Annotated in this window: 14 protein-coding genes; 4 read left to right on the top strand and 10 right to left on the bottom strand. The window is 73.4% G+C overall.

The window, feature by feature from the left end:
• Window positions 1-53: 53 nt before the first annotated feature.
• From FJ694_RS06385 to vapB, 4 genes are all read left to right on the top strand, one after another.
• Entirely contained in the window at window positions 54-2,225 is a 2,172-nt protein-coding gene (locus FJ694_RS06385; RefSeq protein ID WP_157265279.1) for a PAS domain-containing hybrid sensor histidine kinase/response regulator family protein, read from the top strand.
• A gap of 213 nt (window positions 2,226-2,438) precedes the next feature.
• The gene (locus tag FJ694_RS06380) at window positions 2,439-4,118 is read left to right on the top strand and encodes a PAS domain-containing sensor histidine kinase (RefSeq protein WP_157265278.1); all 1,680 of its coding nucleotides are present in this window, start codon (window positions 2,439-2,441) and stop codon (window positions 4,116-4,118) included.
• A gap of 162 nt (window positions 4,119-4,280) precedes the next feature.
• A complete protein-coding gene (locus tag FJ694_RS06375) occupies window positions 4,281-5,507 on the top strand; it encodes an amylo-alpha-1,6-glucosidase (protein ID WP_157265277.1) in 1,227 nt (408 codons plus the stop codon).
• 291 nt (window positions 5,508-5,798) lie between these two features.
• Window positions 5,799-6,035: a type II toxin-antitoxin system VapB family antitoxin gene (gene vapB / locus FJ694_RS06370; RefSeq protein WP_157265276.1), complete on the top strand. Its 237-nt coding sequence runs from the start codon at window positions 5,799-5,801 to the stop codon at window positions 6,033-6,035.
• 842 nt (window positions 6,036-6,877) lie between these two features.
• Here the strand turns inward: vapB and FJ694_RS06365 are convergent.
• The 10 genes from FJ694_RS06365 to FJ694_RS06320 all read right to left on the bottom strand — a co-directional run bounded on the left by FJ694_RS06365 (window position 6,878) and on the right by FJ694_RS06320 (window position 25,004).
• Window positions 6,878-9,436 (bottom strand): putative bifunctional diguanylate cyclase/phosphodiesterase, encoded by a 2,559-nt coding sequence (locus tag FJ694_RS06365; protein WP_157265275.1) that lies wholly within the window; start codon window positions 9,434-9,436, stop codon window positions 6,878-6,880.
• 49 nt (window positions 9,437-9,485) lie between these two features.
• Window positions 9,486-10,544 carry a substrate-binding domain-containing protein gene (locus FJ694_RS06360; protein WP_198320736.1) on the bottom strand — a complete coding sequence of 353 codons (1,059 nt, stop codon included), beginning with the start codon at window positions 10,542-10,544 and terminating at the stop codon, window positions 9,486-9,488.
• Window positions 10,545-10,873: 329 nt separating this feature from the next.
• Window positions 10,874-12,040, bottom strand: coding sequence for an HlyD family type I secretion periplasmic adaptor subunit (locus FJ694_RS06355; RefSeq protein WP_157265274.1), 1,167 nt, complete (start codon window positions 12,038-12,040; stop codon window positions 10,874-10,876).
• Entirely contained in the window at window positions 12,037-14,244 is a 2,208-nt protein-coding gene (locus FJ694_RS06350; protein ID WP_157265273.1) for an ATP-binding cassette domain-containing protein, read from the bottom strand. The genes FJ694_RS06355 and FJ694_RS06350 overlap by 4 nt, the downstream gene beginning before the upstream one ends.
• On the bottom strand, window positions 14,241-15,557 hold the full coding sequence (locus tag FJ694_RS06345) for a TolC family protein (protein WP_157265272.1): 1,317 nt from the start codon (window positions 15,555-15,557) through the stop codon (window positions 14,241-14,243). The genes FJ694_RS06350 and FJ694_RS06345 overlap by 4 nt, the downstream gene beginning before the upstream one ends.
• Window positions 15,558-15,719: 162 nt before the next feature.
• Window positions 15,720-21,524 carry an Ig-like domain-containing protein gene (locus tag FJ694_RS06340; RefSeq protein WP_157265271.1) on the bottom strand — a complete coding sequence of 1,935 codons (5,805 nt, stop codon included), beginning with the start codon at window positions 21,522-21,524 and terminating at the stop codon, window positions 15,720-15,722.
• A 396-nt stretch (window positions 21,525-21,920) separates the two neighbouring features.
• Complete coding sequence (locus tag FJ694_RS06335; protein WP_157265270.1) at window positions 21,921-23,273, bottom strand: NAD(P)H-dependent oxidoreductase; 1,353 nt, start codon at window positions 23,271-23,273, stop codon at window positions 21,921-21,923.
• A gap of 115 nt (window positions 23,274-23,388) precedes the next feature.
• On the bottom strand, window positions 23,389-23,784 hold the full coding sequence (locus FJ694_RS06330) for a VOC family protein (RefSeq protein ID WP_157265269.1): 396 nt from the start codon (window positions 23,782-23,784) through the stop codon (window positions 23,389-23,391).
• 49 nt (window positions 23,785-23,833) lie between these two features.
• Entirely contained in the window at window positions 23,834-24,634 is an 801-nt protein-coding gene (locus FJ694_RS06325) for an alpha/beta hydrolase (protein ID WP_157265268.1), read from the bottom strand.
• A gap of 28 nt (window positions 24,635-24,662) precedes the next feature.
• A complete protein-coding gene (locus FJ694_RS06320; protein ID WP_157265267.1) occupies window positions 24,663-25,004 on the bottom strand; it encodes an HNH endonuclease signature motif containing protein in 342 nt (113 codons plus the stop codon).
• Window positions 25,005-25,012 lie beyond the last annotated feature (8 nt).

Raw genomic sequence — 25,012 nt, 5'->3', positions numbered from 1 at the left:
TTAAGCTGGCGCCGATCCCGCCGCCGTCGCGCGGGACCCCTTCCGCCGACACCGTGCCCTTCACCGTCCCGACGCTGCCGCCCCTGACCAAGCGCCTGCTGCCGCTGCTGCTGCTGGTGCTTGCGCTGACGCTGGCCGGCGTGCTGTGGGTGCTGCACGAGCAGCGGCGCACCCAGGCGGTGCGGCTGGACGCGCTGGCCGACGCCAAGGCGCAGCAGGTGGCCGAGTGGGTGCGCGAGCGCCGCGGCGGGCTGCGCTTCCTGGGCGGCAGCCCGTTCCAGGGCGAGCTCTACCGGCGCGGCTACGAGCGCGGCGACGCCGGCGCGCGCGCGGTGATGGCGGCGCGGCTGGCGGAGTGGCGCCGCGGCGCCAACGTCGATGAGCTGCTGCTGCTCGATGCGCACGGCGCCGTGCTGTGGTCCTCCGATCCCGGCGCGGTGCCCCCCGCGGCGCTGCCCGAAGGGCTGACGGCCGAGGGCGCGATGCGCGGCCCGCACCCGGTCGGCGAGCGCGTGGCGGTGGAGTTCCTGGTGCCGCTGGCCGGCGTGCCGCGCGCGCAGGCGCCGGTGCTGCTCAGCCGCGTCTGGGCCGAGCGCTTCCTGGTGCCGGTGCTGGCGAGCTGGCCCGCCGACTCGCCCGGCGGCGAGACGCGCATGGCGTGGCGCGTGGACGGCGGCGACGGCGACGGCGCGGGTGCCATCCGCATCCTGCGCGCCGTGCGCGACGGGCCGGCGGCCCGCGCCGCGCTGCTGGCGGCCACGCCCGAGTCGCCGGCGGCGCGCGTGGTCGAGGGCCGCGAGCCGCCGGGCCAGGCCTTCGACGGCACCGACCCGCTGGGCCGCGACTACCTCGTCACCGGGCGCCCGGTGGCGGGCACGCCGTGGTGGCTGCTCACCGGCGTGCCGCAGGCCGAGATCCGGCAGAACGCGGTGCTGCCGGCGGTGGCCGTGTCCTTCGCCGGGGCCATGGCGCTGCTGGCCACCGGGGCGCTGGGCCGGCTCGAATCCAAGCGCCGCGAGCTCGCCACGCTGGAGCGGCTGCGCCTGAGCGAGCAGCGCCTGGCGCTGGCGGTCGAGGGCGCCGGGCTGGGGTTGTGGGACTGGGACCTGCGCACCGGCGCGCTGGCCTTCAACGAGCACTGGCCGCGCATGCTCGGCCGCGAGCCGGCGTCGATGGAGCCGCGCTACGGCACCTGGGAGTCGCTGGTGCATCCCGACGACCTGGAGGCGGCGCGCGCGGCCTTCCAGCGCCACCTGCGCGGCCAGGCGCCGCTCTTCGCCATCGAGTACCGGCAGCGCCACCGCGACGGGCACTGGGTCTGGCTGCTGACGCTGGGCCGGGTCGTCGAGCGCGCCAGCGACGGCCGCGCGCGCCGCGCCGTGGGCGTGTTCCTCGACATCTCCGAGCGCCGCCGCATCGAGGATGAGCTGGCGCAGTACCGCCAGCGGCTGGAGACGATGGTGGCGCAGCGCACCGCGCAGCTGGCCGAGGCGCGCGAGCGCGCCGAGGCCGCCAACGAGGCCAAGAGCCGCTTCCTGGCCAACATGAGCCATGAGATCCGCACCCCGCTCAACGCCGTCATCGGCCTGAGCCAGCTGCTGTCGGGCATGGCGCTGCCGGACAAGGCGCGCGGCTTCGTCGGTCACATCGCGCTGGCCGGCGAGCAGCTGCTGGCGCTGACCAACGACGTGCTCGACCTCTCGCGCATCGAGTCCGGCGAGCTGCACCTGGAGGCCGTGCCCTTCGAGCCGGCGGCGCTGCTGGAAACGGTGCGCGCCATCGTCCAGGCCCAGGCCGCCGCCAAGGGCCTCACGCTTCACTTCGAGGCCGACCCCGAGCTGCCGCGCGAGCTCGTGGGCGACCCCCTGCGGCTGCGCCAGGTGCTCATCAACCTGCTGGGCAACGCCGTGAAGTTCACGCCGCAGGGCAGCGTCACGCTGCGCGTGGGCGTGCCGCGCCGCGACGCCACGGGCTGCCTGCTCTGCTTCGACGTGATCGACACCGGCATCGGCATCGCGCCGGAGGCGCAGGAGCGCATCTTCGAGGCCTTCACGCAGGCCGACGGCTCGACCACGCGGCGCTTCGGCGGCACGGGGCTGGGCCTGTCCATCGTGCGCCGGCTGGTGCACATGATGGACGGCGAGCTTGTCCTCGACAGCGCGCCGGGCCGGGGCAGCACCTTCAGCGTCCGGCTTCGGCTGCGCACCCCGCTGGTGCCCGGTTAGCCGGAAGCCGGCGCAGGCACCGGCGCCGCGCGCAGCTTTCCTGGCCGTACGTGCAAGGCCGCGCTGTCCATGACAAAACTCCCATGACAAAACCGTGGCCGCCGGAGGTTTTGCCGCTTCCGCAAGCCCCGGTGCGCGGGTAGGCTGCGCGAACGGGTGGTTACGCCCGCGCCGGGGTCCATCCGAGATGCCTTCCAACACCTGCCGCCGCCCATGAGCCCACTGTCCTTCTCGCCGTTGTCGCGGCCCGATGCCCCGCCGCTGCCGGAGCGCGGCGCCGAGGTGCCGGGCTCGGCCGGCTCGGCGGCGCAGGACCTGGCGCGCAGCGAGGCGTGGTGGCGCGGCACGGTCGAGCATGCCGCGGTGGGCATCGCGCACGTGGCGCCGGACGGGCGCTTCCTGGCCGTCAACGACCGCTTCTGCGCCATCACCGGCTGGTCGCGCGAGCAACTGCTGGCCGCCGGGTTCCAGCACATCACGCACCCGCAAGACATCGCCGGCGACGAGGCCAACGTGACGGCGCTGCTGCGCGGCGACGTGAGCCACTACACGATGGACAAGCGCTACGTCAGCCCGGACGGCGCGCCGGTGTGGGTGTCGCTCACCGTCGGGCTGGTGCGCCGCGCGGACGGCACGCCCGACCACTTCGTCTCCGTCATCCAGGACGTCGCCGAGCGCAAGCGCGCCGAGGAGGCGCTGCATGCCAGCGAGGAATTCAACCGCCGGGTGCTGGAGGGCTCGCCCGACTGCATCAAGGTGCTGAGCCTGGACGCGCGCCTGGAGTTCTTCAGCGTCGGCGGCCTGTGCGCCATGGAAGTGGACGACTTCGAGCGCCAGTTGCGCGGCGCACCCTGGCTGCCCTTCTGGCAGGCCGAGGACCGGCCGGCGGTGGAGGCGGCCATCGCCGTGGCCAAGGCCGGCGGCTTCGGCCGCTTCCAGGCCTTCTGCCCGACCGCCAAGGGCACGCCGAAGTGGTGGGACGTGTCGGTGAGCGCGCTGCTGGATGCGCAGGGCCGGCCGGAGAAGCTGCTGGCCATCTCGCGCGACATTACCGGGCTCAAGGCCGCCGAGGAGCGGCTGGCGCGACTCAATGCCGAGCTGGAGGCGCAGGTGCGCGCGCGCACCGCCGAGCTGGAGCAGCGCTCGCGCGAGCTGCAGGCGGCCAAGGACGCCGCCGAGGCCGCCAGCCAGGCCAAGAGCACCTTCCTGGCGCACATGAGCCACGAGCTGCGCACGCCGCTCAATGCCGTCATCGGCCTGAGCGACCTGCTGCGGCGCATGGCGCTGCCCGAGCGCGCGGCCGGCTACGTCGGCCACATCCAGGAGGCGGGCGACCAGCTGCTGGCGGTCATCTCCGACGTGCTCGACCTCTCGCGCATCGAGTCCGGGCAGCTGCGGCTGGAGCAGCTGCCCTTCGAGCCGCGGCCGCTGCTGGAGACGGTGTGCGCGCTGCTGCGCCCGCAGGCCGAAGCCAAGGGGCTGGCGCTGCGGCTGGACCTGCCGGCGAAGCTGCCCGAGGAGCTCGAAGGCGACCCGCTGCGGCTCAAGCAGGTGCTCATCAACCTGGTGGGCAACGCCGTGAAGTTCACCGCGCACGGCCACGTGGCGGTGCGCGCGCGGGTGCTGAAGCAGGACGCGGCGCAGTGCCGGCTGCGCGTGGACGTGATCGACACCGGCATCGGCATCGCGCCGGCCCTGCAGCCGCGCATCTTCGAGCCCTTCACGCAGGCCGACAGCTCGACCACGCGGCGCTTCGGCGGCACGGGGCTCGGGCTGTCGATCGTGCGCCGGCTGGTGACGATGATGGACGGGCAGGTGGAGCTCAGCAGCACGCCCGGACGCGGCAGCACGTTCAGCATCGTCCTGAACCTGCGGCTGCCCGCCGGCCACTGAAGGCGCGTCCCCGCGAGCGCCGCGCGTGCCGTGCATAGGTCACGGCAAGTGTGGCGACAGGGTGAACTGGCAGGCTTTGAGGCGGCAATTGCGGCGTTGGCGGCGCATTGGGCGCGCGACCATGCCGGTTGAACCATGCCCAGCGCTGCCCGAGACCATTCCATGCTGACCCTGAAGGACGCCCATTCACCCGCGCCACTGCCGGCGCACGCCGACGAGGAAGCCGCGCTGCTGGAGCGATGCCGCCAGGAATCGCTGGCGCTGCTGCGCCGCAACTGCACCGCCGGCGGCGTGCTGGCGGCCACGCCCGGCGCGATGGCCGAGTCGCGCAGCTACACGCGCGTGTTCGGGCGCGACGCCGCCATCTGCGTGCTGGCCATGGCCGGCAGCGGCGACGCCGAACTCGAAGCCGGTGCCGTGGCCAGCCTGGATGCGCTGGCGCGCGGGCAGGCTGGCAACGGGCAGATCCCGAAGTACGTGGACCCGGCCGGCACCGAGGCCGACTTCTGGTATCTCGGCTGCATCGACGCCACGCTGTGGTGGCTGATCGCGGTGGACCACGTGCGCCGCCATGGCCGCGACCCGGCGCTGAAGGCGCGCTGGCAGCCGCAGGTCGAGAAGGCGATCGCCTGGCTGCAGGCGCAGGAGCACCAGCACTTCTTCCTGCTGCAGCAGAACGAGGCCAGCGACTGGGCGGACATCATGCCGCGCTCGGGCTACGTGCTCTATACGAACGCGCTGTGGTTCCGCGTCAAGTCGCTGTACGAGCTGCCGCAGTGGGAGGAGACCCGCTGCCACTTCAACGACCTCTTCAATCCCTTCGACCGCCGGCTGCCCGCGTACCGGCGCAGCCGGCTCATGGGCCACTACGCGCGCCGCGGCAAGGAGAACCCGGGGCTGTACCTGAGCTTCGTGAACCTGTCGTTCACGGGCGACGAAGGGGACGTGTTCGGCAACGTGCTGGCGGTGCTGTACGGGCTGGCCGGCGACTCGATGGCGCAGCAGGTGCTCAAGACGCTGCAGGCCGGCGGCGCCGGCACGCCGTACCCGGGCCGTGCGGTGCTGCGGCCCATTCCCCAGGACCACGCGCTGTGGCGCCCCTACATGGGACGGCACCAGCAGAACCACCCGCACCAGTACCACAACGGCGGCATCTGGCCCTTCATCGGCGGCTTCTACGTGAAGGCGCTGGCACTGATGGGGCAGCGCGAGCTGGCGCGGCGCGAGCTGGTCAAGCTGGCGCAGGCCAACGCGGCGGCCGACTGGCGCTTCACGGAGTGGTTCCACGGGCGCTCCCTGAAACCCTGCGGAATGGCGGGGCAGAGCTGGAACGCGGCGGCGTTCCTGACGGCACTGGAGGCAGTGGAGGGGGGGAGGTTCTGCATGTGACACCGACTCGTTCTAGCCGGTGAAACAGCAAGCGGCTGACCGGAGCCGGTAGGAGTTGTTCACCGTGCTTCGCACGTCCCACGACCTGGGAAACGGCGAGCCAGTTTCTTCCTAGGCCCGCTTGCGGGCCGAACCCGCCACGGTGGCCACGAATTCGGCCGGCAAGCGGGCTTCCTACAAACGCTTGCGCGAACAATCATTTAGCCAGCGAGCTGGATTTGGAATGAACCGTCCGGCTTGCCCGCTGCGGCAGTGGAGTACAACCACTGTCATTTCCCTACCGGAGCGGCCATGCACACCACGCGAATCTTCATGGACGGTGACTCCCAAGCGGTTTTAATTCCTGCCGATCTGGCTTACGGGCGGACGGATATGGAACTTGAAATAGAACGGATTGGCGACGAGATTCGCATCCGGCCTGCTCGCCGCTCGCTGTCCGGCGTGCTGAATAAATTCGCCAGTTTCTCGCCGGACTTCATGGCCGAAGGCCGCGGCGACCAGGAACAGGCTGACAGGGATGCGCTGTGATGGCGCTTGCAAAGATAATGCCAAAATCGCCAAGGCTGAGGGTGCGATGGGTAACGGATTTATCCGCTGGACAAATTCTTTCCCGTTCGCCCTGAGGTATCGAAGGGTGAACGGCCCGCACGGTGTGCGGGCTTTCGAGCCTGTCTGATTCGGCCTTCGATACTTCAGTGCGAACGGAGTGGCATTCGAAGATCAAATGCGATGCGTATGACCCATGTATTGTCGAAGACGAAATATGTGCTTCCGAATTGAAAAAATTTTGCGCCATAGCAATTACCAATCCAACGGCAAACAGCACGCCGTACTCCACAACGAATCCACGCCGAGGCCGGCACCGAAGTGCGCTGCCGCACCACGCCGCCGCGCTTCGACGGCTCGACGCGCTCCGGCGAGTTCCTGGCGCCCCTGGCCTCCAGCCCTCGACAACCGCGGCGACGTGGTGGGCTACTTGCAGCCACGGTGGGGCAAGTCCCGCCTGGTGCAGACCGCCTGCCTGTACTCCGGCGGCCAATAGCGGCACCTGCGCGCCTGACCGCCCCGCCCCTCACCGCGCCGGCGCCGCCAGCCCCTCCAGCCTGCGCCGCGGCCTGAACCGCGCGGCGGAACCAGGCGATGGCGGTGCCGCCGGACGGGTCCTGCTCGGTCGTGGCGATGATCAGGCGTGGTCGGCGCCGCGGTAGCTGGCGTCCAGCACGTCCTTGAGCGCGCCAGGCCTCGGTGGCGCGGTCCAGGTACAGCTCGACCAGCACCAAGCCGCTGACCGTGGGCGGCGCCAGCGCCCGCCGCCGTTGACCCGGCACCGTAGCGCCGTCAACTGCTGGTTTGGGGCGTGGCGCCGGGCCTCACGCCGCCAGCCGCACCCGCTGCGCCGACGGGGTGGCGGTGGCGCCAGCGGTGGCCGCCGCCTCCCGCTCCAGCAGCGCCTCGAACTCCTCCACCGCCATCGCCTTGCCGAACAGCCAGCCCTGGAACAGCCGGCAGCCGTTGGCCTGCAGGAACTCCAGCTGCGCCTCGGTCTCGATGCCCTCGGCCACCACCTCCAGGCCCAGCTCGTGGCCCAGCGCGATCACGGCGCGCGCGATCGTGGCGTCGTTGGCGTCGCTGAGCACGTCGCGCACGAAGGAGCGGTCGATCTTGAGCTCGCGCAGCGGCATGCGCTTGAGGTAGGCCAGCGACGAGTAGCCGGTGCCGAAGTCGTCGAGCGCGAAGGCGATGCCGGCGCGGCGCAGCGCCTCCATCTTGGCCACCACGTCGGCCACGTCGTCCACGAACAGGCTCTCCGTGATCTCCAGCGTGAGGCGCGCCGGGTCGGCGCCGGTCTCGCGCAGCACGCGCAGCACCTGCGCCACGAAGTCGGCCTGGCGGAACTCGCGCGGGCTGACGTTGACGGCCAGGCCCAGGTGCGCGCGGCGCGCGTCGGCGCTCCACGCCACCAGCTGCGCGCAGGCCTGGCGCAGCACCGCCTCGCCCAGCGGCAGGATCAGCCCCGTCTCCTCGGCCAGCGTGATGAACTCCTGCGGCGGCACCGCCCCGTGCCCCGGGCGCTGCCAGCGCACCAGCGCCTCGGCGCCGACGATGCGCCCGCAGCCATCGACCTTGGGCTGCAGGTGGATGCGGAACTGCGCGTCGGCCAGCGCCTGGCGCAGGCTGTGCTCCAGCGCCGTGCGCGCCAGCAGCCGTGCCTGCATCGCCGGCTCGAAGAAGCGCAGCGTGTTGCGCCCGGCCTCCTTGGCCTGGTAGAGGGCGATGTCGGCCTGCTTCATCAGCTCCTCCAGGCTGCACGGCGCCTCCGCCCCGCCGCCGCTGCTGCCGCCGCCGCCGTGCACCGCGACGCCGATGCTCGCCGAGCAGCGGTAGGCCGAGTCGGCCAGCAGCGCGTAGTCCGCGGCCAGCGCGCGCAGCAGCCGCGTGCCCAGCGCCTGGGCCTGGGCCGCGGCGGCGTCGCGGTCGGCGTCCAGGCCCTGCAGCAGCACCACGAACTCGTCGCCGCCCAGCCGCGCCACGGTGTCGCCCACGCGCACGCCCGCCTTCAGCCGCTCGGCCACCTGGCGCAGCAGCGCGTCGCCGGCGTCGTGGCCCAGCGTGTCGTTGAGGGTCTTGAACTTGTCCAGGTCCAGGAACATCAGCGCCAGCGACTGGTGCCGGCGCGCGCTGTCGGGCATGGCCTGGCGCAGCCGGTCGATGAGCAGGCGGCGGTTGGGCAGCCCGGTGAGCGGGTCGTAGAAGGCCAGCTGCGCGATCTCGCCCTGCGCGGCCGCGCGCTGCTCCATGCCTTCGAGGAAGGCGTTGAACCACTGCGCCAGGTCGACGATGGGCTGCAGCGAGCGCGGCCGCGGCATGCGCCAGCCCGGCGCGATGCGCTCCAGCCGGAAGTCCCGGAAGCCCTGGGCGATCGCCGCGATCGGCTCGACGATGCGCATGGCGAACAGCCGCAGCAGCACCAGGATCACCGCCACCATCAGCACCAGCATCACGCCGGCGACGCGCCGCAGCTCGGCCATGGACGCCAGCAGCGTGTGCTGCGGCACGATGCTGACCACGACCCAGTCCTGGTCGGGAAGGGCCTCGTAGCTCAGCAGCACCTCCTCGCCGCCCAGCCGCTGCGTGAACGAGCCCGAAGGGCCGCGCAGCAGCGCGGCGAACTCCGGCGTCACGGCCTGGCCGATGCGCGCCGCGTCGGGATGGTGGATCAGGCGCCGCCGCTGGTCGAGCACCAGCAGCGACGCGCCCTCGCCCAGCGACACGCGGGAGAGCCGCTCGTGGAGGTCGACGGTGGAGATGCTGATCAGCAGCATCCCCACCGGCTCGGCGCGCGCCTGCCCGGGGCCCGCGCCCATGAGCATGTGCGAGGCGGCCAGCACCTTCTGCACGCCGGAGAACTTCTCGACGTTGTCCTCGACGCCGTGCCAGGTGACGAAGGCGCGCGAGCGCATGGTGCGCTCCAGCAGCTCGTCGCGCAGATCGGAGCGCTCGCGGCTCTGCGCCAGCGTGTCGCCCACGTGGTAGCGCGTGCCGTCCAGGCCGAAGACGTCGATGGCCACCAGCCCGCGCAGGTTGCGGTGGTGGCTCAGCAGGTAGCCGATGCGCGCGCGCGTGGCCAGCACGTCGTAGGTCGAGCCCGTGCCGGAGGCGCCGCCGAGCGTGGCCACCAGCTCCTCGCTCTGCGAGAGGTTGGCGGCCAGCGATTCGACCTGGTCGATGTGCAGCTGCAGCACGTCGCGCTGGTTGCGCAGCGTCTGCAGGCTGTGGCGCGAGGCCTGCTCCAGGATGGTCTTCTCCGCCGCGCGGTACGACACGGCGTAGTACAGCAGCAGCGGCAGCACGCTGATGAGCAGCAGCAGCGCGCTGAGCTGCAGCGCCAGCTGGCCCGGGCGGCGGTAGAGCGCGGCCAGGTGCTTCATCAACTGGCGCGGCTCCGCGGGCGGCGGCCGGGGCGGGGAAGCGGCGGCTTCACTGCAGCGCCCGCGCCGTCACGAGCCGGCTGTCGATGAGCTGCTGCGGCGGCACGCTGGCGCCGGCCAGCAGCGCCAGCGCCGTCTTCACGCCCAGGTAGCCCTGCTCGGCGGCCTGCTGGTCCACCGTCACGGCCAGCTGCCCGGCGCGCAGGGCCGGCAGCACCTCGGCCAGCGCGTCGAAGCCGCCGACCAACACGTCGCCGCGGCCGCTTTCCTGCAGGTACTTCAGCGCGCCGATGGCCATCATGTCGTTGGCGCACACCAGCACCGACACCCGCGGATGGCGCTTGAAGATGCGCGCCGCCACGGCGTGGGCCTCGTCGATCTTCCAGTTCGCCGACTCGCGCGCCACGATGCGGATGCGCGGGTTCGTGCCCAGGCCGCGCTCGGCGCCCAGCAGCCGCTGGCGCGCGTTGTCGGCGCCGCGGATGCCCTCGATGATCGCCGCCTCGGCCGGCTCCCCCGCCGGCACGCGAGCGGCCAGGTGGCGCGCCGCGGCGAAGGCGCCCTGCTCGTTGTCCACGCCCACGAAGGGCACGGGCCGCATGCCGGCGGCGGCCATGGCCTCGGCGTCGAGCCGGTTGTCGATGTTGACCACGGCGATGCCCGCGTCCTGCGCGCTCTTGAGCGCGGGCACCAGCCGCGCCGAGTCGCCCGGGGCGATGACGATGGCGCGCGCGCCGGCGCGCACGGCGTCGCCCACGAGCTGGATCTGCTGCTCGATCGAGGTTTCCTGCGTCGCGGTGCGCACCTGCAGCTCGACGCCGGCCTCCTGCTGCGCGCGGCGCGCGCCGCGCTCCATCTCCACGAAGAACGGGTTGGTCAGCGTCTTCATGATCAGCGCCACGCGCGTCTGCGCCGGCGCCGGGGGCGCGGCCTGCGACGCGGCGGGCTCGGCCGTGACGGCGCTCACCGCCGGGTGGCGCGGCGCGTCGCAGCCGGCCAGCAGCGCCAGCGCCCACACCCCGCCGGCCAGCCAGGCCCGGCGGCGGCGCAGCGCGCCGGACATCGGCGCAGGCGGTGCTTCGGAGCGGCGCAGGCGAAGGAACGGCATCGGCGGGTCTCCTGGTTGTCGGGCGGCGCGGCACGGCGTGCACGTCTTGTGGCGCCCTATCGGCCGCGGCCCGCGGCGCTTGATGCCGCTCAGGGGAAACAGGACACAGGAAATGCCCGCCAGCGTGCAGATTGCGCGCCGCGCGCCTCGTTCCGGTACCCGCCCGGGGCCGATGCGTCGATCCGGCAGGCCTGCGCGGGCGGGGTGATGGCCGGGGAAGCTGCGACCCAGGGCATCCCGACAGCCACGACGCTTCGCATCCCGATCCGTCATTCCGGCGAAAGCCGGAATCCACGCGCACCGCGGCGGCGGCACGGCTGACGCCGGGATCAGCGCTCGCCCATCGACTCCGACAGCGTCTTGGTCAGCGGCTTGGTCAGGTAGCGCCACACCGTGCTCTGGCCGGTGCGGATCTCGGCGCTGGCCGTCATGCCGGGCTGGATCTCGACGCGCTCGCCGGGCCGCGCCTGCAGCTGCGCCACCGAGGCGCGCACGTGCACGCGGTAGTAGGGCTGCTCCTGCTGGGGCTGGTTCTCGGTGAGCGTGTCGGCGCTGATGTACGTCACCTGGCCGTGCGCCACGCCGTAAACGGCGTAGTCGTAGGCATCGAACTTGACGGTGGCGGGCTGGCCCACGCGGACGAAGCCGATGTCCGCGGGCCTGACCTTGGCCTCGACGATGAGCTCGTCGCCCGTGGGCACGATCTGCAGCACCTCGTCGCCGGCGCGCACCACGGCGCCCACGGTGGTGTAGCGCACGTTCTTGACGATGCCGTCGGCCGGCGCCGTCAGCTCGGTGTAGCCGAGCTGGTCACGGCGCTGCGTGAGCACCTGCTCGACGCCGGCGAGGTCCTCCTGCGCCTTGGCCAGCTCCGTCTGCGCGTCCTGCAGGTACTTGTTGCGCCGGTTCGTGATCTGGCCTTCCAGCTCCGCGGCCTGGCGCTGCAGCTTGAGCACCTCGGCGCGGCTCACGTCGCCGGTGGCCAGCAGCGGCTCGTTCATGGCCAGCTCCTCGCGCACGAGCTTGAGCGACTGCTGCAGCGCCGCCACCTCGGCGTGCAGCGCCGCGCGGCGCTGCGCGTGCAGCGCGCGCTGGTTGGCGACGAAGGCCGGGTAGGCGGCCACCTCGGCCGGGAAGTTCAGCGGCCGCTCGAACACCTCGGCCTCCAGCCGCGCCACGGCGCCGCGCAGCGCGGCGGCCTTGGCCCGGCTCTCGTTGAGGGCGGACTCGGCCTTGACGCGGTCCAGGCGCACCAGCAGCTGGCCGCGGCGCACGCGGTCGCCCTCGCGCACGTTGAGCGCCGCCACCACGCCGGCGTCGGCGCTCTGCACCACCTGCACGCGCCCGCTGGGAATGACCTGCCCGGCCGCGCGCGCGATCTGGTCGAGCTCGGCCCACTGCGCCCAGCCCACGAAGCCCGTCACCGTCACCAGCGACAGCGCGATCACGCCGCGCGCGCCGCGGCGCCCCGGCAACCCATGTTGAAGATGCTTCATGCGCTGGCCGCCTCCTGCGCGGCGCGGACGGTTGCGGCCGGCGCCGCGGTGACGGCTGCCGCGGCCGGCGCGACGGCCTTCGCGGCGGCGGCTGCTGCTGCGGCGGCCGGGGCGGTGGCGCGCGCATGCTCGGCCAGCCGCGCCAGCACCGCGTCGCGCGGCCCGTCCATCAGCACCTTGCCGCCGGTCATCACGATCACGCGCTGCACCAGGCCCAGCAGCTGCGGCCGGTGCGTGACCATGACCAGGGTGGATTCGGGCGTGAGCGCACGCCCCACGAGCTGCAGCACGCGCTGCTCGGATTCGGGATCGAGCGAGGCCGTGGCCTCGTCGAGCAGCCACACGCGCGGGCGCGCCAGCAGCAGCCGCGTCAGGCCCACGAGCTGGCGCTGCCCGCCCGACAGCCCGCGCCCGCCCTCGCCGATGGGCAGCGCCAGGCCCTTGGGATGCGCGGCGATGAGCCGCTGCAGCCCGGTGGCCGCGGCCGCGGCCATGAGCGCGTCGTCGCCCGGGTCGGCGCAGCCCAGCAGCAGGTTCTCGCGCAGCGTGCCGGCCACCAGCCGGTACTCCTGCGGCAGGTAGGCCACCGCGCCGCGCACCACCTCGCGCCCGATCTGGCCCAGGTCCATGCCCGAGAGGCGCACGCTGCCCTGCGCGGGCGCGTACAGCCCGGCCAGCAGCTTGACCAGCGTGCTCTTGCCCGAGCCCACCGGGCCGATGATGCCCACGCGCTCGCCGGGGCTGATCGAGAGCTGCGGCACGTCCAGCCCGTCGCGGGTGCCGGGATAGCCGAACTTCACGCCGTCGAGCGCATAGTCGCCCTGCAGCTGTTGCGGGCGCAGCTTCTCGCCGGCCAGGTCGTCGTCGGAGGGCAGCGCCAGGATCTGGTCCAGCCCCTTGAGCGCGGCGCGCGCGTAGGACCACTGCACGATCAGCGCCGGCAGCTGCGCCACGGGGCCGGTGATGCGGCCGCTGATCATGGAGCAGGCGATAAGCGCGCCCATGGTCATGCGGCCCTGCGCCACCTCGTAGCTGCCCAGCGCGATCAGCGCGACGTAGGCCAGCTGCTGGATCAGCCCCGAGGACGCCTGCGCCAGCGCCGACAGCCGCTTGACGTCGTGGTCCGACAGCGTCACGCGCTCGACCAGCGCGTTCCAGCGCCGCAGCAGGTGCCACTGGCCGCCCACGGCCTTGATGGTTTCGGCCGCATCGATGGACTCCACCAGCAGCCCGTTCTTCTGGTTGGCCCCGGCCTGGTTCTGCAGCGTGCGCGCGTGGATGGCGCGCGCGAAGACCGCGCCGGTGGCCAGCGCCAGCGGCAGCGCCACCAGCGGCACCACCGCCACGACGCCGCCGATGGCCGCCACCACCGCCAGCAGCAGCAGCGCGAAGGGCATGTCGGCCAGGAAGTACAGCGAGGCCGAGGACAGCACGTTGCGCACCTGGTCGATGCCGCGCAGCTGCGAGGCCAGCGTGCCCACGGTGGCCGGGCGCGCGTCCAGCCGCACGCCCTGGGCGCGGGCAAAGAAGTGCTCCGACACCTCGGCGTCGATCTCGGCGGCCTCGCGGTCCAGGGTGTGGGCGCGCGCCACCTTGAGCGCGAACTCCAGCAGCAGCGCCAGCGCCACGCCGGCGGTCAGCACCCACAGCGTGCTGTAGCTGGCATGCGGGATGACGCGGTCGTAGACCTGCATGCTGTAGAGCGAGACGGCCAGCCCGATGCAGCTCAGCAGCGCCGTGGCCAGCACGCCTTCGAACAGCATCGAGCGCCGCGCCAGCAGCGCGCGCACGAACACCTGCAGCGCCTGCGAGCCCGTGCCCTGCCCGGGCTGCGCCGGCAGCCGCAGCAGGAAGAAGGTCGGCGCCGTCGCGGCCCCGTCCAGCGCCCAGGTCTCGGCCGTGCCGTCGGGGCGGCGCACGCGCAGCCGCTGCCCGGCGCCGTCGCCGGCGATCTCCTCGGCCACGGCCCAGCCGCGCACGGCGTCGTGCACGGGCAGCGGGAAATGGTGCGCCGCGGGCGCGGCGCCGAGCGGGCGCGGCGCGGGCCAGTCGAGCTGTGCGCACACGGCGTCCAGGCTGCGGGCATCGGCACGCGCGGCGTCCTCGCCGGTGGCGGCGCTGGCCGCCTGCGCCCAATCCGGGCCCAGCTCCACGCCGCGCAGCCGCGCGAGCTGGCCGATGACGGCCAGGACAGGATGGTTCATCGCATCTCTCCGGCGGCCGCGGCCGCGGGGGTGGGGTTCTGCAGGGGCTGCCAGCGCCCGCTGCGCAGGCGCAGCCGCGCGCCGGAGGCCACGGCCGAGGCCTGCGCGTCGGCCAGCGCCAGCCGCGCGGCGACGGCGTCGCGCACGGCGTTGAGCACGTCCGACCAGGTGCGCCGCCCGGCCGTGAACTGGCGCAGGAAGGAATCGGTCACGCCCTGCGCCGCGTCGGCCGCGGCCGCACCGGCGCGCACGCGGTCGAAGGCGAAGCGGTTCTCCGACAGGTCCGCGCCCAGCGCGTCGCGCAGCTCGCGCTCGGCGGCCTGCAGCGACTGCTGCGCCGCCTCGCGCCGGCGCGAGGCCGCGTCGCGCTCGGTCAGGCGCGACAGGCCCGCGTCGGTCTGGGCCTGCAGCACCACGTACACCTGCTCGGGCAGGTGGCGCTGGCGCTCGTAGCGCAGGTTGACCTGCGGCAGCAGCGCGGCGCGGCGCAGCGCCACTTCGGACTCGGCGGCCTGCGCCTCCGCGCCCAGGCGGCGCAGCCGCGCGTCGAAGGCCAGCGCCTCGTCGAGCAGCCCGGCCGGGGCGACCTGGTCGCGCGCGGGCTCCAGGCGCAGCTCGCGCAGCTCGGCGGCCTGCACGCGCCGGCCCGCCAGCTCCGACAGCCGCGCCAGCGCCGCGTCGAGCCCGCCCAGCGCCTGCTGCCGGTCGGCCTCGACCTGCAGCGCGCGCGCCACGGCCAGCTGCAGGTCCGACGCCGGGCTGACCTCCTGCTGCACGCGCCGGCGCATCGACTCCACCAGGCGCTCGTGCTCGCGCAGGCTCTCGTCGAGCAGCGCCGCGCGCCGCGCCTGGCGCTGCGCCTCGGCCCAGGCCTGCGTGGCGCGCACGCCCACGTCGGTCTGCGCCTCCTCCACGCCGGCCTGCGCCGCCGCGAGCCGCCGCTCGGCGCGCTCGATGCCCGACTCGATGCGCCCGCCCGCCCACAGCGGCTGGTCCACGCGCACCAGGCCGTGGCCACGCATGGCGCCGGCGGTGGCCGCCGAGGCGGTCTCCACCGACACGGACGGGTAGCGGCCCCAGCGCGCCGTGCCCAGCTCGGACTCGGCCGCCGCGGCATTGGCGCGTGCGGCCTGCACGCTGGGATAGCTGCCCATGGCCGCGGCCACCAGCTCGTCGAGCGTGGCGGCGTGCGCGGAAGGTGCGAAGGCAACGGTTGCCAGGGCGAGTGCCAGTGCCGGCGGCAACCGGCGCGCCGGGGCGGCGCGGCGCCGCAGGGCGCAGGCCGCCCGCCAGGCGGCGGGGACAAGGGACATCGGGAAAGGGCTTCGCAAGGTCGGGAAGAGCCCGCGATTCTCGATTCCGTCCCCCCAAAAAAGATTGCCGCGCCGGTGCCCGTGGGCAGCGGCGCGGCTTACGTCACGCTAATACGTCACGCCCATCACGCGGCCAGGCCGAGCCGGCCGCCGCGCCGGGGCTCAGCCGGAGATGGACCCGCTGGTGGAGCTGTAGTAGAGCTCGTTGGTGCCGATGCTCCACATGTGCTGCGGCAACTGGGCCAGGCCGCTGAAGGTCAGCAGCAGGTCGTCGCGCATGGCCACGCCGTTGTACTCGGCGCCCTCGACGAGGATGTGGTGGTCGCCGTTCAGGTTGAACCGCGCCCACTGCGCCCCGCCGCCCATCGAGGCGGCGCCGTCCTTGTGGAACTCGGCCTGCAACCACTGCGTGATGGCTTCCAGCGTGGCCTGGCTTTCGTTGGTCACGGTCAGCTCGTGGCCCGTCAGCGACCAGTACGTGCCGGCCACGGGAGTCGAGGGCCCGCTGCTGCTCAGCCCGAAGCCCATCAGCTGCACCATCTCGTCCTCCTCCAGGTCGGCCAGCGTCACCTTGTCCAGCACGCCATCCGTCTGGGGAACCGCCGGCATGATGCCGGTCGAGCCGAACAGCTGGAACGTGTCGTGGCCGCTGCTGCCGTACAGGTGGTCGTTCCGGCCCTGGCTGATCAGCGTGTCGTCGCCCGCCCCACCCAGGAGCCAGTTCTCGTTGTACGCACCTGCCACCGAGTCGTTGCCGTCGAGCCCGAACTGCACCAGCACGGCCGCGGCGTAGGCACCGGTCGTGTTGTTCGCGAACAGCAGGTCGTTCTGGGCCTTGCTGAACATCGATTCCATGCCGGACGCGGGCACGTCCACCAGCACGGTGACGTCAGGCACGGTGCCGCTCTCGCCCACCCAGTACGTGCTCATCCACGGCACCACGGTGACGTCGTCGTTGGGCTGGAAGCGCTCGCCGTCGGCGGCTTGGTAGGCGAAGGCCAGCGAAGCATTGTCGTGAAAGGTCAGCCCGACCGTGTCGCCCGCGGCCAGGTCGTGCCAGGAACCGTACTGCATCAGGCTCAGCGGCGCGCTGCCCGTCTCGTACTCCGGGTAGCCGGTTTCGCCCACGTTGATGGTCGCCTGCCTGTACATGCGCACGTAGACGTCCGTATCCACCGTGGCCTTCAGCCTGGCGCCGCTGACGACACTGGAGCCCACCAGGGCTTGATCGAGCACCATGTCCACCACCAGCGGCGCCGTGGGCGCGGGTGCGGGGGCGGGTGCCGGCACCACCACCTCGTTCGTCACGCTGTTGCTGACGTTGCCGGCCGCGTCCGTCACCGTCAGCGTGGCCGTGTGCAGGCCGCTCGACAGCATGGAGAGGTCCACGCCGGCGGCCGACCAGTCGCCGTTGACGTCCCTGTACAGCGTCACGGGCGAGTTCAGGCCCTGCACGCTCACGCTCGCGCTGACCACGTCGCTGTCCACGCCGGTGGCGGCGAACCGCATGTTGCCCAGCCCCTGCGACGCGAGCGACAGATGGCTCAGGCTCAGGGGAGCGGCGTCGGCGTCGGCGCTGAGATCGACCACGAAGCCCTGGTTGCGATGGCTGAAGGTGTTGCCGGCGCGGTCCGTGCCGCGGAGCTCGACATGCCACAAGGAACTTTCCTGGCTCAGCCCGATGGACTGCAGCAGGTCCAGGCCGGTGTTGGCCACCACCATCCAGGTGCCGCTCAGGGCATCGCGCGTCAGGGGCAGTTCGATGTTGACGCCCTGGGTGTTGCCGTCGTCGCACACCAGCGTCACCGTGAGGCTGTCGACGTCGGCATCCACGCCCGTGAGCGCGGCCTGCAGCAGCTGCGGCAGCTGCGGCGCGCTCACGCTGGTGCCGATCGCGGCGGCCCGCAGGTCGAGCAGGTCTTGCCGGTTGAGCCAGCCGTCCTGCAGGGCCGGGAGGTCCAGCATCGCCTGCTGGGCCGTGTCGGCGCTGCGGTCGAGCGTGAAGGTCAGGCTGGCGCTGCGCGAGTTGCCGGCCAGGTCGGTGTCCGTCACCTGCACGGTGTGCTGGCCATCCTGGAGGCCCGGCACGGCGGCGTCGTAATCGGCCACTGGGGTGCCGTCCACCGTGATCACGCGCGTCACGTCGGGCGCCGCGCCGGAAATCGTCAGGCGCGGGTCGTTGGTCACCAGGTCGCCCGGCAGCGTCGGCAGCGTCGGCAGCGGGAAGATGATGGGGTACGGATAGGTCGGGCTCGTGTACAGGCTGCCGGGATCGCCCGGCAGCGTGTTCAGGTACGGGTACGGGTACAGCGGGAAGGGCATGAACGGCGCCCCCGAGTCCACCACCAGCGACAGCGTCGGCGTGTCGATGTGCGTGTCGATCATCAGGTCCAGCGTTGCCGCCGAAACCACCGGCGCGCCGCCGCCCGCGGGCAGGTAGCGGGCCTGCAGCGGGACCAGGCCGTCGGACAGGTTCGCGCCGCCGTCCTGCAGCGTGAGCTCGACGTAGCCGTTGGCCACGTCCTGCGCGGTCAGGGTGGCCAGGCCGAAGGTGCCGACGGCGTCGGCGCGGCCGACCTGCACGGTGGCGCCGGCCTGGGCGTCCAGGCCGGCAATGCTCACGCGCACGGTGGGCGAGGCGTCGTTGGTGACGAGGTCCGCCGGTTCGCCGCTGTTGCTGCCGGGCAGCAGGCTCACCGTCAGCAGCTCGGCGGCGCTGCGCAGCGAGAAGCCGAAGTACCGCGAGTCCTCGTTGCCACGCGCATCGACCACGTTGACGACGTACGTGAGCGACCCGCCGTGCGACGGCAGCAGCGAGGCCAGGGCGGCGTGGTCCAGCGTCCAGGCGCCGGTCGAGGCGTCGCGCGTGGCCGCCACCGGCGCGCCGACCGGAATCCAGTTGTCGTTGAACAGCGTCACCGTCACGACGTCAACGTCCGCGTCAACGCCGCTGAGGGTCACGGACGCGGCCTGGGCGAAGTCCAGCGTGTGACCGTTCAGGTACTCGTTGCCCACGTTCAGCAGCAGGTCGCCGTTGCCCATCCAGCCGGTCTCGGCGCGGTAGTCCACCTCGACGCTGGGGCCGACGTGCAGCATCTCGTTGCCGGCGCGGTCCACGCCGCTGATCTCGACGTGCCAGCGGCTGCCTTGCTGGATGGCATGCATCCCCGGGACTTCGCCCAGGCCCGCGGTCGTGACCATCCAGGTGCCGGTCGCGGCGTTCCAGCTCACCGGCAGCGCGATGCGCACCGGGCCGGCCACCACGCTCGGGGCATCGCCCAGGACCTGCGACATGTCCGGCTGGCTCATGCCGGCGCTGTCGAGCACCAGCGTCACGCTCACGCGCACCACGTCGGCGTCCACGCCGGTCAGAGCCGTCTGCGCGGCCTGCACCACCGGTGCCATGGTGATGCCCGACATGCCCGTCCCGAAGAACAGCTGCATGAGCTCGGCGTTGCTGAGATAGCCGTCCTGCAGCGCGGGCAGGTCCAGCGCGGCCTGCGCGCCGGTGTCGGCGCTGCGGTCCAGGGTGAAGTTCAGCGTGCCGGTGCGCACGTTGCCCGCGGCGTCGCGGTCGGTGACGACCACCGTGTGCGCGCCGTCCTGCAGCGCCGAGAGGTTGCCGTTGGCGCTTTGCTGGCCGTCCACCGTGATGACGCGCGTCACGCCCGGGGCCAGGGGCAGCGGCGCGAGCACCGCCTCGCGCGTCACGCGGTCGGTGCCCGTGCCGGCGACGCCGGGCAGCGTCGGGTCGGCGGCCAGGTCCACGCCCGTGTCCACGAGCAGCGCCGGCGCGGGCGTGGCCAGCGTGGTGTCAAGGGTGAAGTTCAGCCCGCTGCTCGCGCTGGCGTTGCCCGCGGCGTCCACGGCGCGCACCAGCACGCTGTTGGCGCCCTCGACGGCCGTGAACTGGCCGCGCCAGGTCCGGCCGCCGTCGGTGCTGTACTGCACCTGCGCGCCGGCCTCGGCCTGCACGCGCAGCGTGCCGTCGTTGGTGAGGCGGTCGCCGGCGGTGCCGCTGTCGTGCGCCAGCGCCACGACGGGCGCGTCCGGCGCGGCCAGGTCCACGCGGGTCGTGGCCACGGTGGCCTGCGAGCGGTTGCCCGCGACATCGGTGGCGTAGAGCTTGAAGGACAGCGCGCCCGTGCCCACGGCGGCGAGCGCCCCGCCCGGCACGGGGATCTGCCACTGGCCGTCGGCGCCGACGAGCACCTGCACGTCGTTGGCACCGGCCACCGACAGCCGCACCGTGGTGCCGGCCTCGGCGCTGCCGCTGAGCACCAGTCCGGCCTGCGCGGCGGCGGCGTTGACGACGGTCGGCAGCGGCTGCACCACCGGCGCGTCGGGCGCGGTGGTGTCGGCGTGGGGGTTGCCCGCGCTGCGGTCGCCCTGCTGCTGCGTGCTGGTGAGGTCGCCCAGGCTGGTGGCCGCGGCCACCGCGCCGGTGTAGGCGCCAGCCTGCGCCACGAGCTTGTCCAGCGACTCGTCGCCCGCGCCGTCGCCCTCGTTGCTCAGGCCCGCCTCGGTGTAGACGGCGCGCAGCGTCTGCGCGTCGGCCAGGTCCACCCCGGCGTTGCCGGCCCGGGCCTGCAACACCGCACCGGCCAGCGCCGCGAGCACCTTCGCGCCGTCGGCGCCGGCCTCCTGGCCCAGCGCCAGCACGCCGGCCACGGCGATGGCGGCCTTCTGCGTGGCCACGTCGCTGCTGGCGATCGGGTCGTGCGTGAGCAGGTCCACGTCCGGGTCCAGCCCCAGCGTGGCGCGCACCGCGGCCTGGGCCTGCGCCAGCGTCAGGCCTCCGGCCTCGGCCACCGCCGTCACCAGCGTGGTCAGCGGCGTGACGACGGCCGCGCCCAGCGGCGCGCGCAGCACCAGCGTGTTGGGCACGCCGGAGTCGCCGTTGACGCCGCCGATGACGGTGACCATGCCGCTGGTCACGCCCACGGGCACCACCAGGTCGTAGCGGCCCTGCGCGTCCGTCACGGCCTGGGGCTCGCCCGCGTCGAGCGTGCCGTTGCCGTTGGTGTCGAGGAACACGGTGGCGCCGACGAGGTAGCCGTCGATGGCCGTGCCCAGCACCAGGTGGTCCTTGCTCAGCGCCAGCGTGGCGTGCGCGGTGTTGCCGTGGCCGTCGGCCACGTCCACGCGCGCGGTGAGCGTGCCGGCCACCAGGGTGCTGGTGTCGGCGCTGTAGCTGCCGTCGGCATTGCGCGTGGCCGTGACGCTGTGGCCGGCGCTGTCGGTGACGGTGACGGTGGTGCGCGCAGCATCGATGTCGGCATCCAGGCCGGCGAGCGTGAAGGTCACGACGGACGCCTTGGCGTGGATGGCGGCGCTGCCCTGGCGCGCCAGGGCCAGGTCGCCGTCAACGTCGGCCGAGGTGTCGGCCGGGACAGGAGCCGGAGCCGGAGCCGGAGCCGGAGCGGGTGCCGGTGCCGGGGCCGGTGCCGGTGCCGGGGCCGGAGCGGGAGTCGGGGCCCTGCCGCTGCCACCGCCGCCGGAGGCCAGCGCCAGCGCGCCCAGGCCCAGCCCGGCGCCCAGCAGCCAGGGCATGGCCTGGTCACTGCCGTCGTCCTGCGCGGCCTCGGCCACGGGCGCCTGCGGCGCCGGCGTGCCGGCCTGGGCCAGCAGTACGCCGGCCATGGCGTCGGCGGCGGGCGCGGCCACGGCGCTGCCCGGCTCCGCCGGCGCGGCTTCTTCCACGGCGGCAGCGGCCGCTGCCGCGGACGGCTCGCCGCTGGCCTGCACCGGCTTCACCTTCGCGGCGCCCGCGGCGTGGCCGGCCGGGTGCGGCGCGGCCGGCAGCGCGGCGGCAGTGGACCGGCCGGCAGCGCCGGGCGCGTGGCCGGCGGCGGGCGTCGGGACACCGGCAGCGGCGGGCACGGGCCCTTGCGGCGCATCGGCCAGGGCGACGGGCAGTTCCGGAGCGGGAGCCGTGGAACGCGGAGAGGTCTGGGAGGGGGTCATGGGTACTGCGGACGGGAACGGCGCCGTGGCGTCGCCACGGCGGGAAGAAGGGCAGGCCGGGCCGGGTGCGCGAGGCGCGCCCGGATTCCGCATGCGGCAAGGTCCGCGGATTTCAGAACACCCGTGACCGGAAAGCGTGGCCGGTTTGTGTCGGTATCAGCCTGGGCGCGATCCCGGCAGCGGCCGCGCCGGCGTCATCGCCGGCCATGAGAAAAGCCGGGCGTGACCGAAATCACGCCCGGCTCGGGCCTTCTCACAGGATTTCACCGCCCGATGGCTGCGCTCGCGGCGGGGCCATCGGGCCGGTGGAATGGTCAGGGCGTGCCGGGATGCCGGCTGGTGAATCTCAGCAGTGCCGCTGGATCTGTCGGCCGGCAGATCCAGGCCTTCCCCCTGTCAGAGCCCCAGCTCCGCGCGGAACAGCGCCTCCTGCTCGCGCCGCACCCGCACCGCCTGGCGGCCCGGGTCGAAGTCCACGTCGTCCCAGCCCACCACCGCGCCGGCGGCGACGTCGCGCCTGAGCACCATGTCGTGCGCCAGGCCGATGGGCAGCGCCTGGCGGCGCAGCGAGTCCGCCGCGGGCATGAGCTTGCCGTACACCGTGAAGCCGCCCTCGCCGTCGAGCCGCTCGCCGGCCCTGAGCGCGCGCTTGGCCGTGGCCGCCACGTCGCCGCGCCATGCGCCGGTGGCGCCGGTGGCCTCGTGGCGCAGCGCGATGCTCGCCACCGACAGCCCCAGCTCCAGTCCGATGAGGTGGTAGGGCTTGTACATGGCGGCATAGCGCCCGCTGGCGTCGGTCTTGAGGCCGTACTGCTGGAAGCACTCCATCACGTAGCGGCTGGGCGCCTCGAACACCACGTAGACGCCCCAGCGCAGGTCGCGGAACACCGGGCGGCCGTCGCGCTCGACCGAGGACACCACCTCCACCATGCCCTTGCGCGGCAGCAGCCCGCCGTCGGCCACCGGGCGCAGCACGTGCGGCAGGTCGTCCACGCCGCAGGGCGGGAAGGCCAGGCCGTCGGCGGGCGGGTCGAGCTCGCAGGCATTGGCCACGGCCGCCATCTCCAGCGCCGACTTGGTGCCGTCCAGGAAGCTGTTGAACATCTGGGCGTTGAAGTCGCCCGCCGCCACCTGCGCCGCGCTGAAGCCGTAGTGGCCCCAGACGGTGTCGGGCGTGCTCTGGTGGTAGGCCGGCAGGTACTTGGTGCCCTTGCCGGCACAGACCACTTCCATGCCGATGGTGCGGGCCCAGTCCACCTGCTCGGCGATCAGCGCCGGCTGGTCGCCCGCGGCCATCGAGTACAGGATGCCGGCCTCGGCGGCGCGCCGCGCCAGCAGCGGGCCGGCGAGCACGTCGGCCTCGACGTTGACCATCACGACGTGCTTGCGGTGCTCGCAGCACAGCAGCACGTGGCGGATGCCGGCGGCCGGGCTGCCGGTGGCGTCGATGACGATGTCCACGCCGTCGCTGGCGATGACGGCCTCGGCATCGTCGGTGACGAAGGTGCTGCCCTCGCGCACGGCTTGGGCCAGGGAGGCGGCCGCGAAACGCGCCGGCTCCCAGCCCACGCGCTGCAGCGCGGCGCGGGCGCGGTCGGGCGAGAGGTCGGCCACGGCGACGAGGTGGATGCCCGGCGTGCGCGGCGCCTGCGACAGGTACATCGAGCCGAACTTGCCGGCGCCGATCAGGGCCACGCGCACCGGGCGGCCCTCGGCGGCGCGGGCCCGGAGTTGCTGGATCAGGGACATGCGGGTACCTCCATGCTGGACGGCCCCGAGGTTAAGCGCGCCCCGGGCGGCGGCGGCTGCGGGCATGCCCGCCTTCAGTCCGACCGCGGCCGGCCGAAGGCCGGTGCCCGCCGCGTCAGCGGTAGTGGCCGTGCTTCTCCAGCACCTCGATCTTGTAGCCGTCCGGGTCCTGGATGAAGAAGAAGCGCGCCAGCAGCTCGCCCTCGGCCTTGAACTCCTTGACGGGCAGCGGCGCGAAGCCTTTCTGCACCAGCTCGGCATGCTTCTCCGCCACGCTGTCCACGACCACCGCGACGTGGCCGTAGCCGTCGCCATGGGTGTAGGGCTCCTCGCGGCCCTTGTTCCAGGTCAGCTCGATCTCGAAGCCGCTCTCCTCGTTGCGCAGGTACACGAGCGAGAAGTCCGGGAAGTCGAGCCGGTGCGCGGGCTGCATGCCCAGCACCTGGCGGTAGAAGTCGAGCGACGCGTCGAGGTCGCGCACGCGGATCATGGTGTGGATGATCTTGGCCATGGTTGCTTCCGAAACTGTTGGGGGAGTAATCAAAACTTCAGTCAGGACCTCATTCTGGAGCACGCGTTTCGCCCTGCGCCGCCGACAGCGCCGCGCGCCACCAGGCGGCATCGACGTGGCCGGGCCAGTCGTTGTGGCCGCTGTCGGGCAGCACCAGCAGCCGCCGGGGGCCGCGCAGCGCGTCGTGCAGCGCGCGGCCGTAGCGGGCGGGAACGATTCCGTCGTGCTCGGCCACGACCACCACCACGGGCCGGTCGAAGCCGGCCAGGTGCGCCGCGCTGTCGTAGCGGTCGCGCAGCAGCCAGCGCACGGGCAGCCAGGGATAGTGGTGCGCGGCGACGTGGACGAGCCGGTCCCAGGGCGTGATGAGCAGCAACCCGTCGGCCTGACCGCGCTGCCCGGCCGCCGCGCCGGCCGCCACCCCCGCGCCCAGCGACTCGCCGACGACGACCAGCGGCGCGCCGTAGCGCTCGCGCGCCAGCGCCAGCGTCGCCTGCGCGTCCGCCACCAGCGAGGCCTCGCCCAGCGCGCCGCCGCGCGGGCCGTAGCCGGGATGCTCGGCCAGCAGCACGCGCCAGCCCAGCGGGCCGAGCATCTGCGCGTAGTACGCGCGGTGCCCGACGTGCCCGCCGTTGCCGTGGAAGACGACGACCGTGCCGCGCGCCGCGCCTTCGGGCTCGGCCACCAGGCCGCGGAAGTCCTGCGCCGAGGGCCAGGGCCGCAGCGCGCCGACGGCCAGCTGATCCACGGCGGCGCGCTGCGGGAAGTAGATCAGCCGGTCCTGCCAGTGCCACACCGCCGCCAGCAGCAGCAGCGCCGCGGCGGCGAGCGCCAGGAGGGCGGCGGCCATGCGCTTCATGGGACGGCGCGGCACCCGCTTAGCGCCGCCGGCGCGGCCGGGCGGTGCGGTCCCAGTACTCCGGCGGCTTCTTCGCCACCCAGGCGATGAAGTCGGCCATCTCCGGATGCGCGCGCAACGCGGCCCAGGTGTGGAAATGCCGCGCCAGCTCCTTCTCGCTGAAGGTCGCGTGGATCTTGCGGTGGCAGATGCGGTGCACCAGCTCGGTCGCCTTGCCGCCCTGGCTGCGCGGCACCAGGTGGTGCTCGTCGGCCGAGGGGCCCCGCACGATCTCGCGCCCGCACAGTGGGCACGGCGGCACGGGCGCGTCCGCCGCCGACGCGAAGGGCTCCCCGGTGCGCAAGTGCCGTTTGCCGACCATGGGGTCGG

It is taken from the genome of Azohydromonas aeria (genome assembly GCF_009760915.1).
In the GTDB taxonomy this organism is placed as follows: Bacteria; Pseudomonadota; Gammaproteobacteria; order Burkholderiales; family Burkholderiaceae_C; genus Azohydromonas; species Azohydromonas aeria.
The sequence above is the reverse complement of the archived record's forward strand: the minus strand, read 5'-3'. Positions and strand labels throughout refer to the sequence as shown.

Bases quoted from the DNA above. Each gene is read 5' to 3' on its own strand.
- FJ694_RS06380 (WP_157265278.1), top strand. From the start codon at position 2,439: ATGAGCCCACTGTCCTTCTCGCCGTTGTCGCGGCCCGATGCCCCGCCG.
- FJ694_RS06375 (WP_157265277.1), top strand. From the start codon at position 4,281: ATGCTGACCCTGAAGGACGCCCATTCACCCGCGCCACTGCCGGCGCAC.
- vapB (WP_157265276.1), top strand. From the start codon at position 5,799: ATGCACACCACGCGAATCTTCATGGACGGTGACTCCCAAGCGGTTTTA.
- FJ694_RS06365 (WP_157265275.1), bottom strand. From the start codon at position 9,436: ATGAAGCACCTGGCCGCGCTCTACCGCCGCCCGGGCCAGCTGGCGCTG.
- FJ694_RS06360 (WP_198320736.1), bottom strand. From the start codon at position 10,544: ATGCCGTTCCTTCGCCTGCGCCGCTCCGAAGCACCGCCTGCGCCGATG.
- FJ694_RS06355 (WP_157265274.1), bottom strand. From the start codon at position 12,040: ATGAAGCATCTTCAACATGGGTTGCCGGGGCGCCGCGGCGCGCGCGGC.
- FJ694_RS06350 (WP_157265273.1), bottom strand. From the start codon at position 14,244: ATGAACCATCCTGTCCTGGCCGTCATCGGCCAGCTCGCGCGGCTGCGC.
- FJ694_RS06345 (WP_157265272.1), bottom strand. From the start codon at position 15,557: ATGTCCCTTGTCCCCGCCGCCTGGCGGGCGGCCTGCGCCCTGCGGCGC.
- FJ694_RS06340 (WP_157265271.1), bottom strand. From the start codon at position 21,524: ATGACCCCCTCCCAGACCTCTCCGCGTTCCACGGCTCCCGCTCCGGAA.
- FJ694_RS06335 (WP_157265270.1), bottom strand. From the start codon at position 23,273: ATGTCCCTGATCCAGCAACTCCGGGCCCGCGCCGCCGAGGGCCGCCCG.
- FJ694_RS06330 (WP_157265269.1), bottom strand. From the start codon at position 23,784: ATGGCCAAGATCATCCACACCATGATCCGCGTGCGCGACCTCGACGCG.
- FJ694_RS06325 (WP_157265268.1), bottom strand. From the start codon at position 24,634: ATGGCCGCCGCCCTCCTGGCGCTCGCCGCCGCGGCGCTGCTGCTGCTG.
- FJ694_RS06320 (WP_157265267.1), bottom strand. From the start codon at position 25,004: ATGGTCGGCAAACGGCACTTGCGCACCGGGGAGCCCTTCGCGTCGGCG.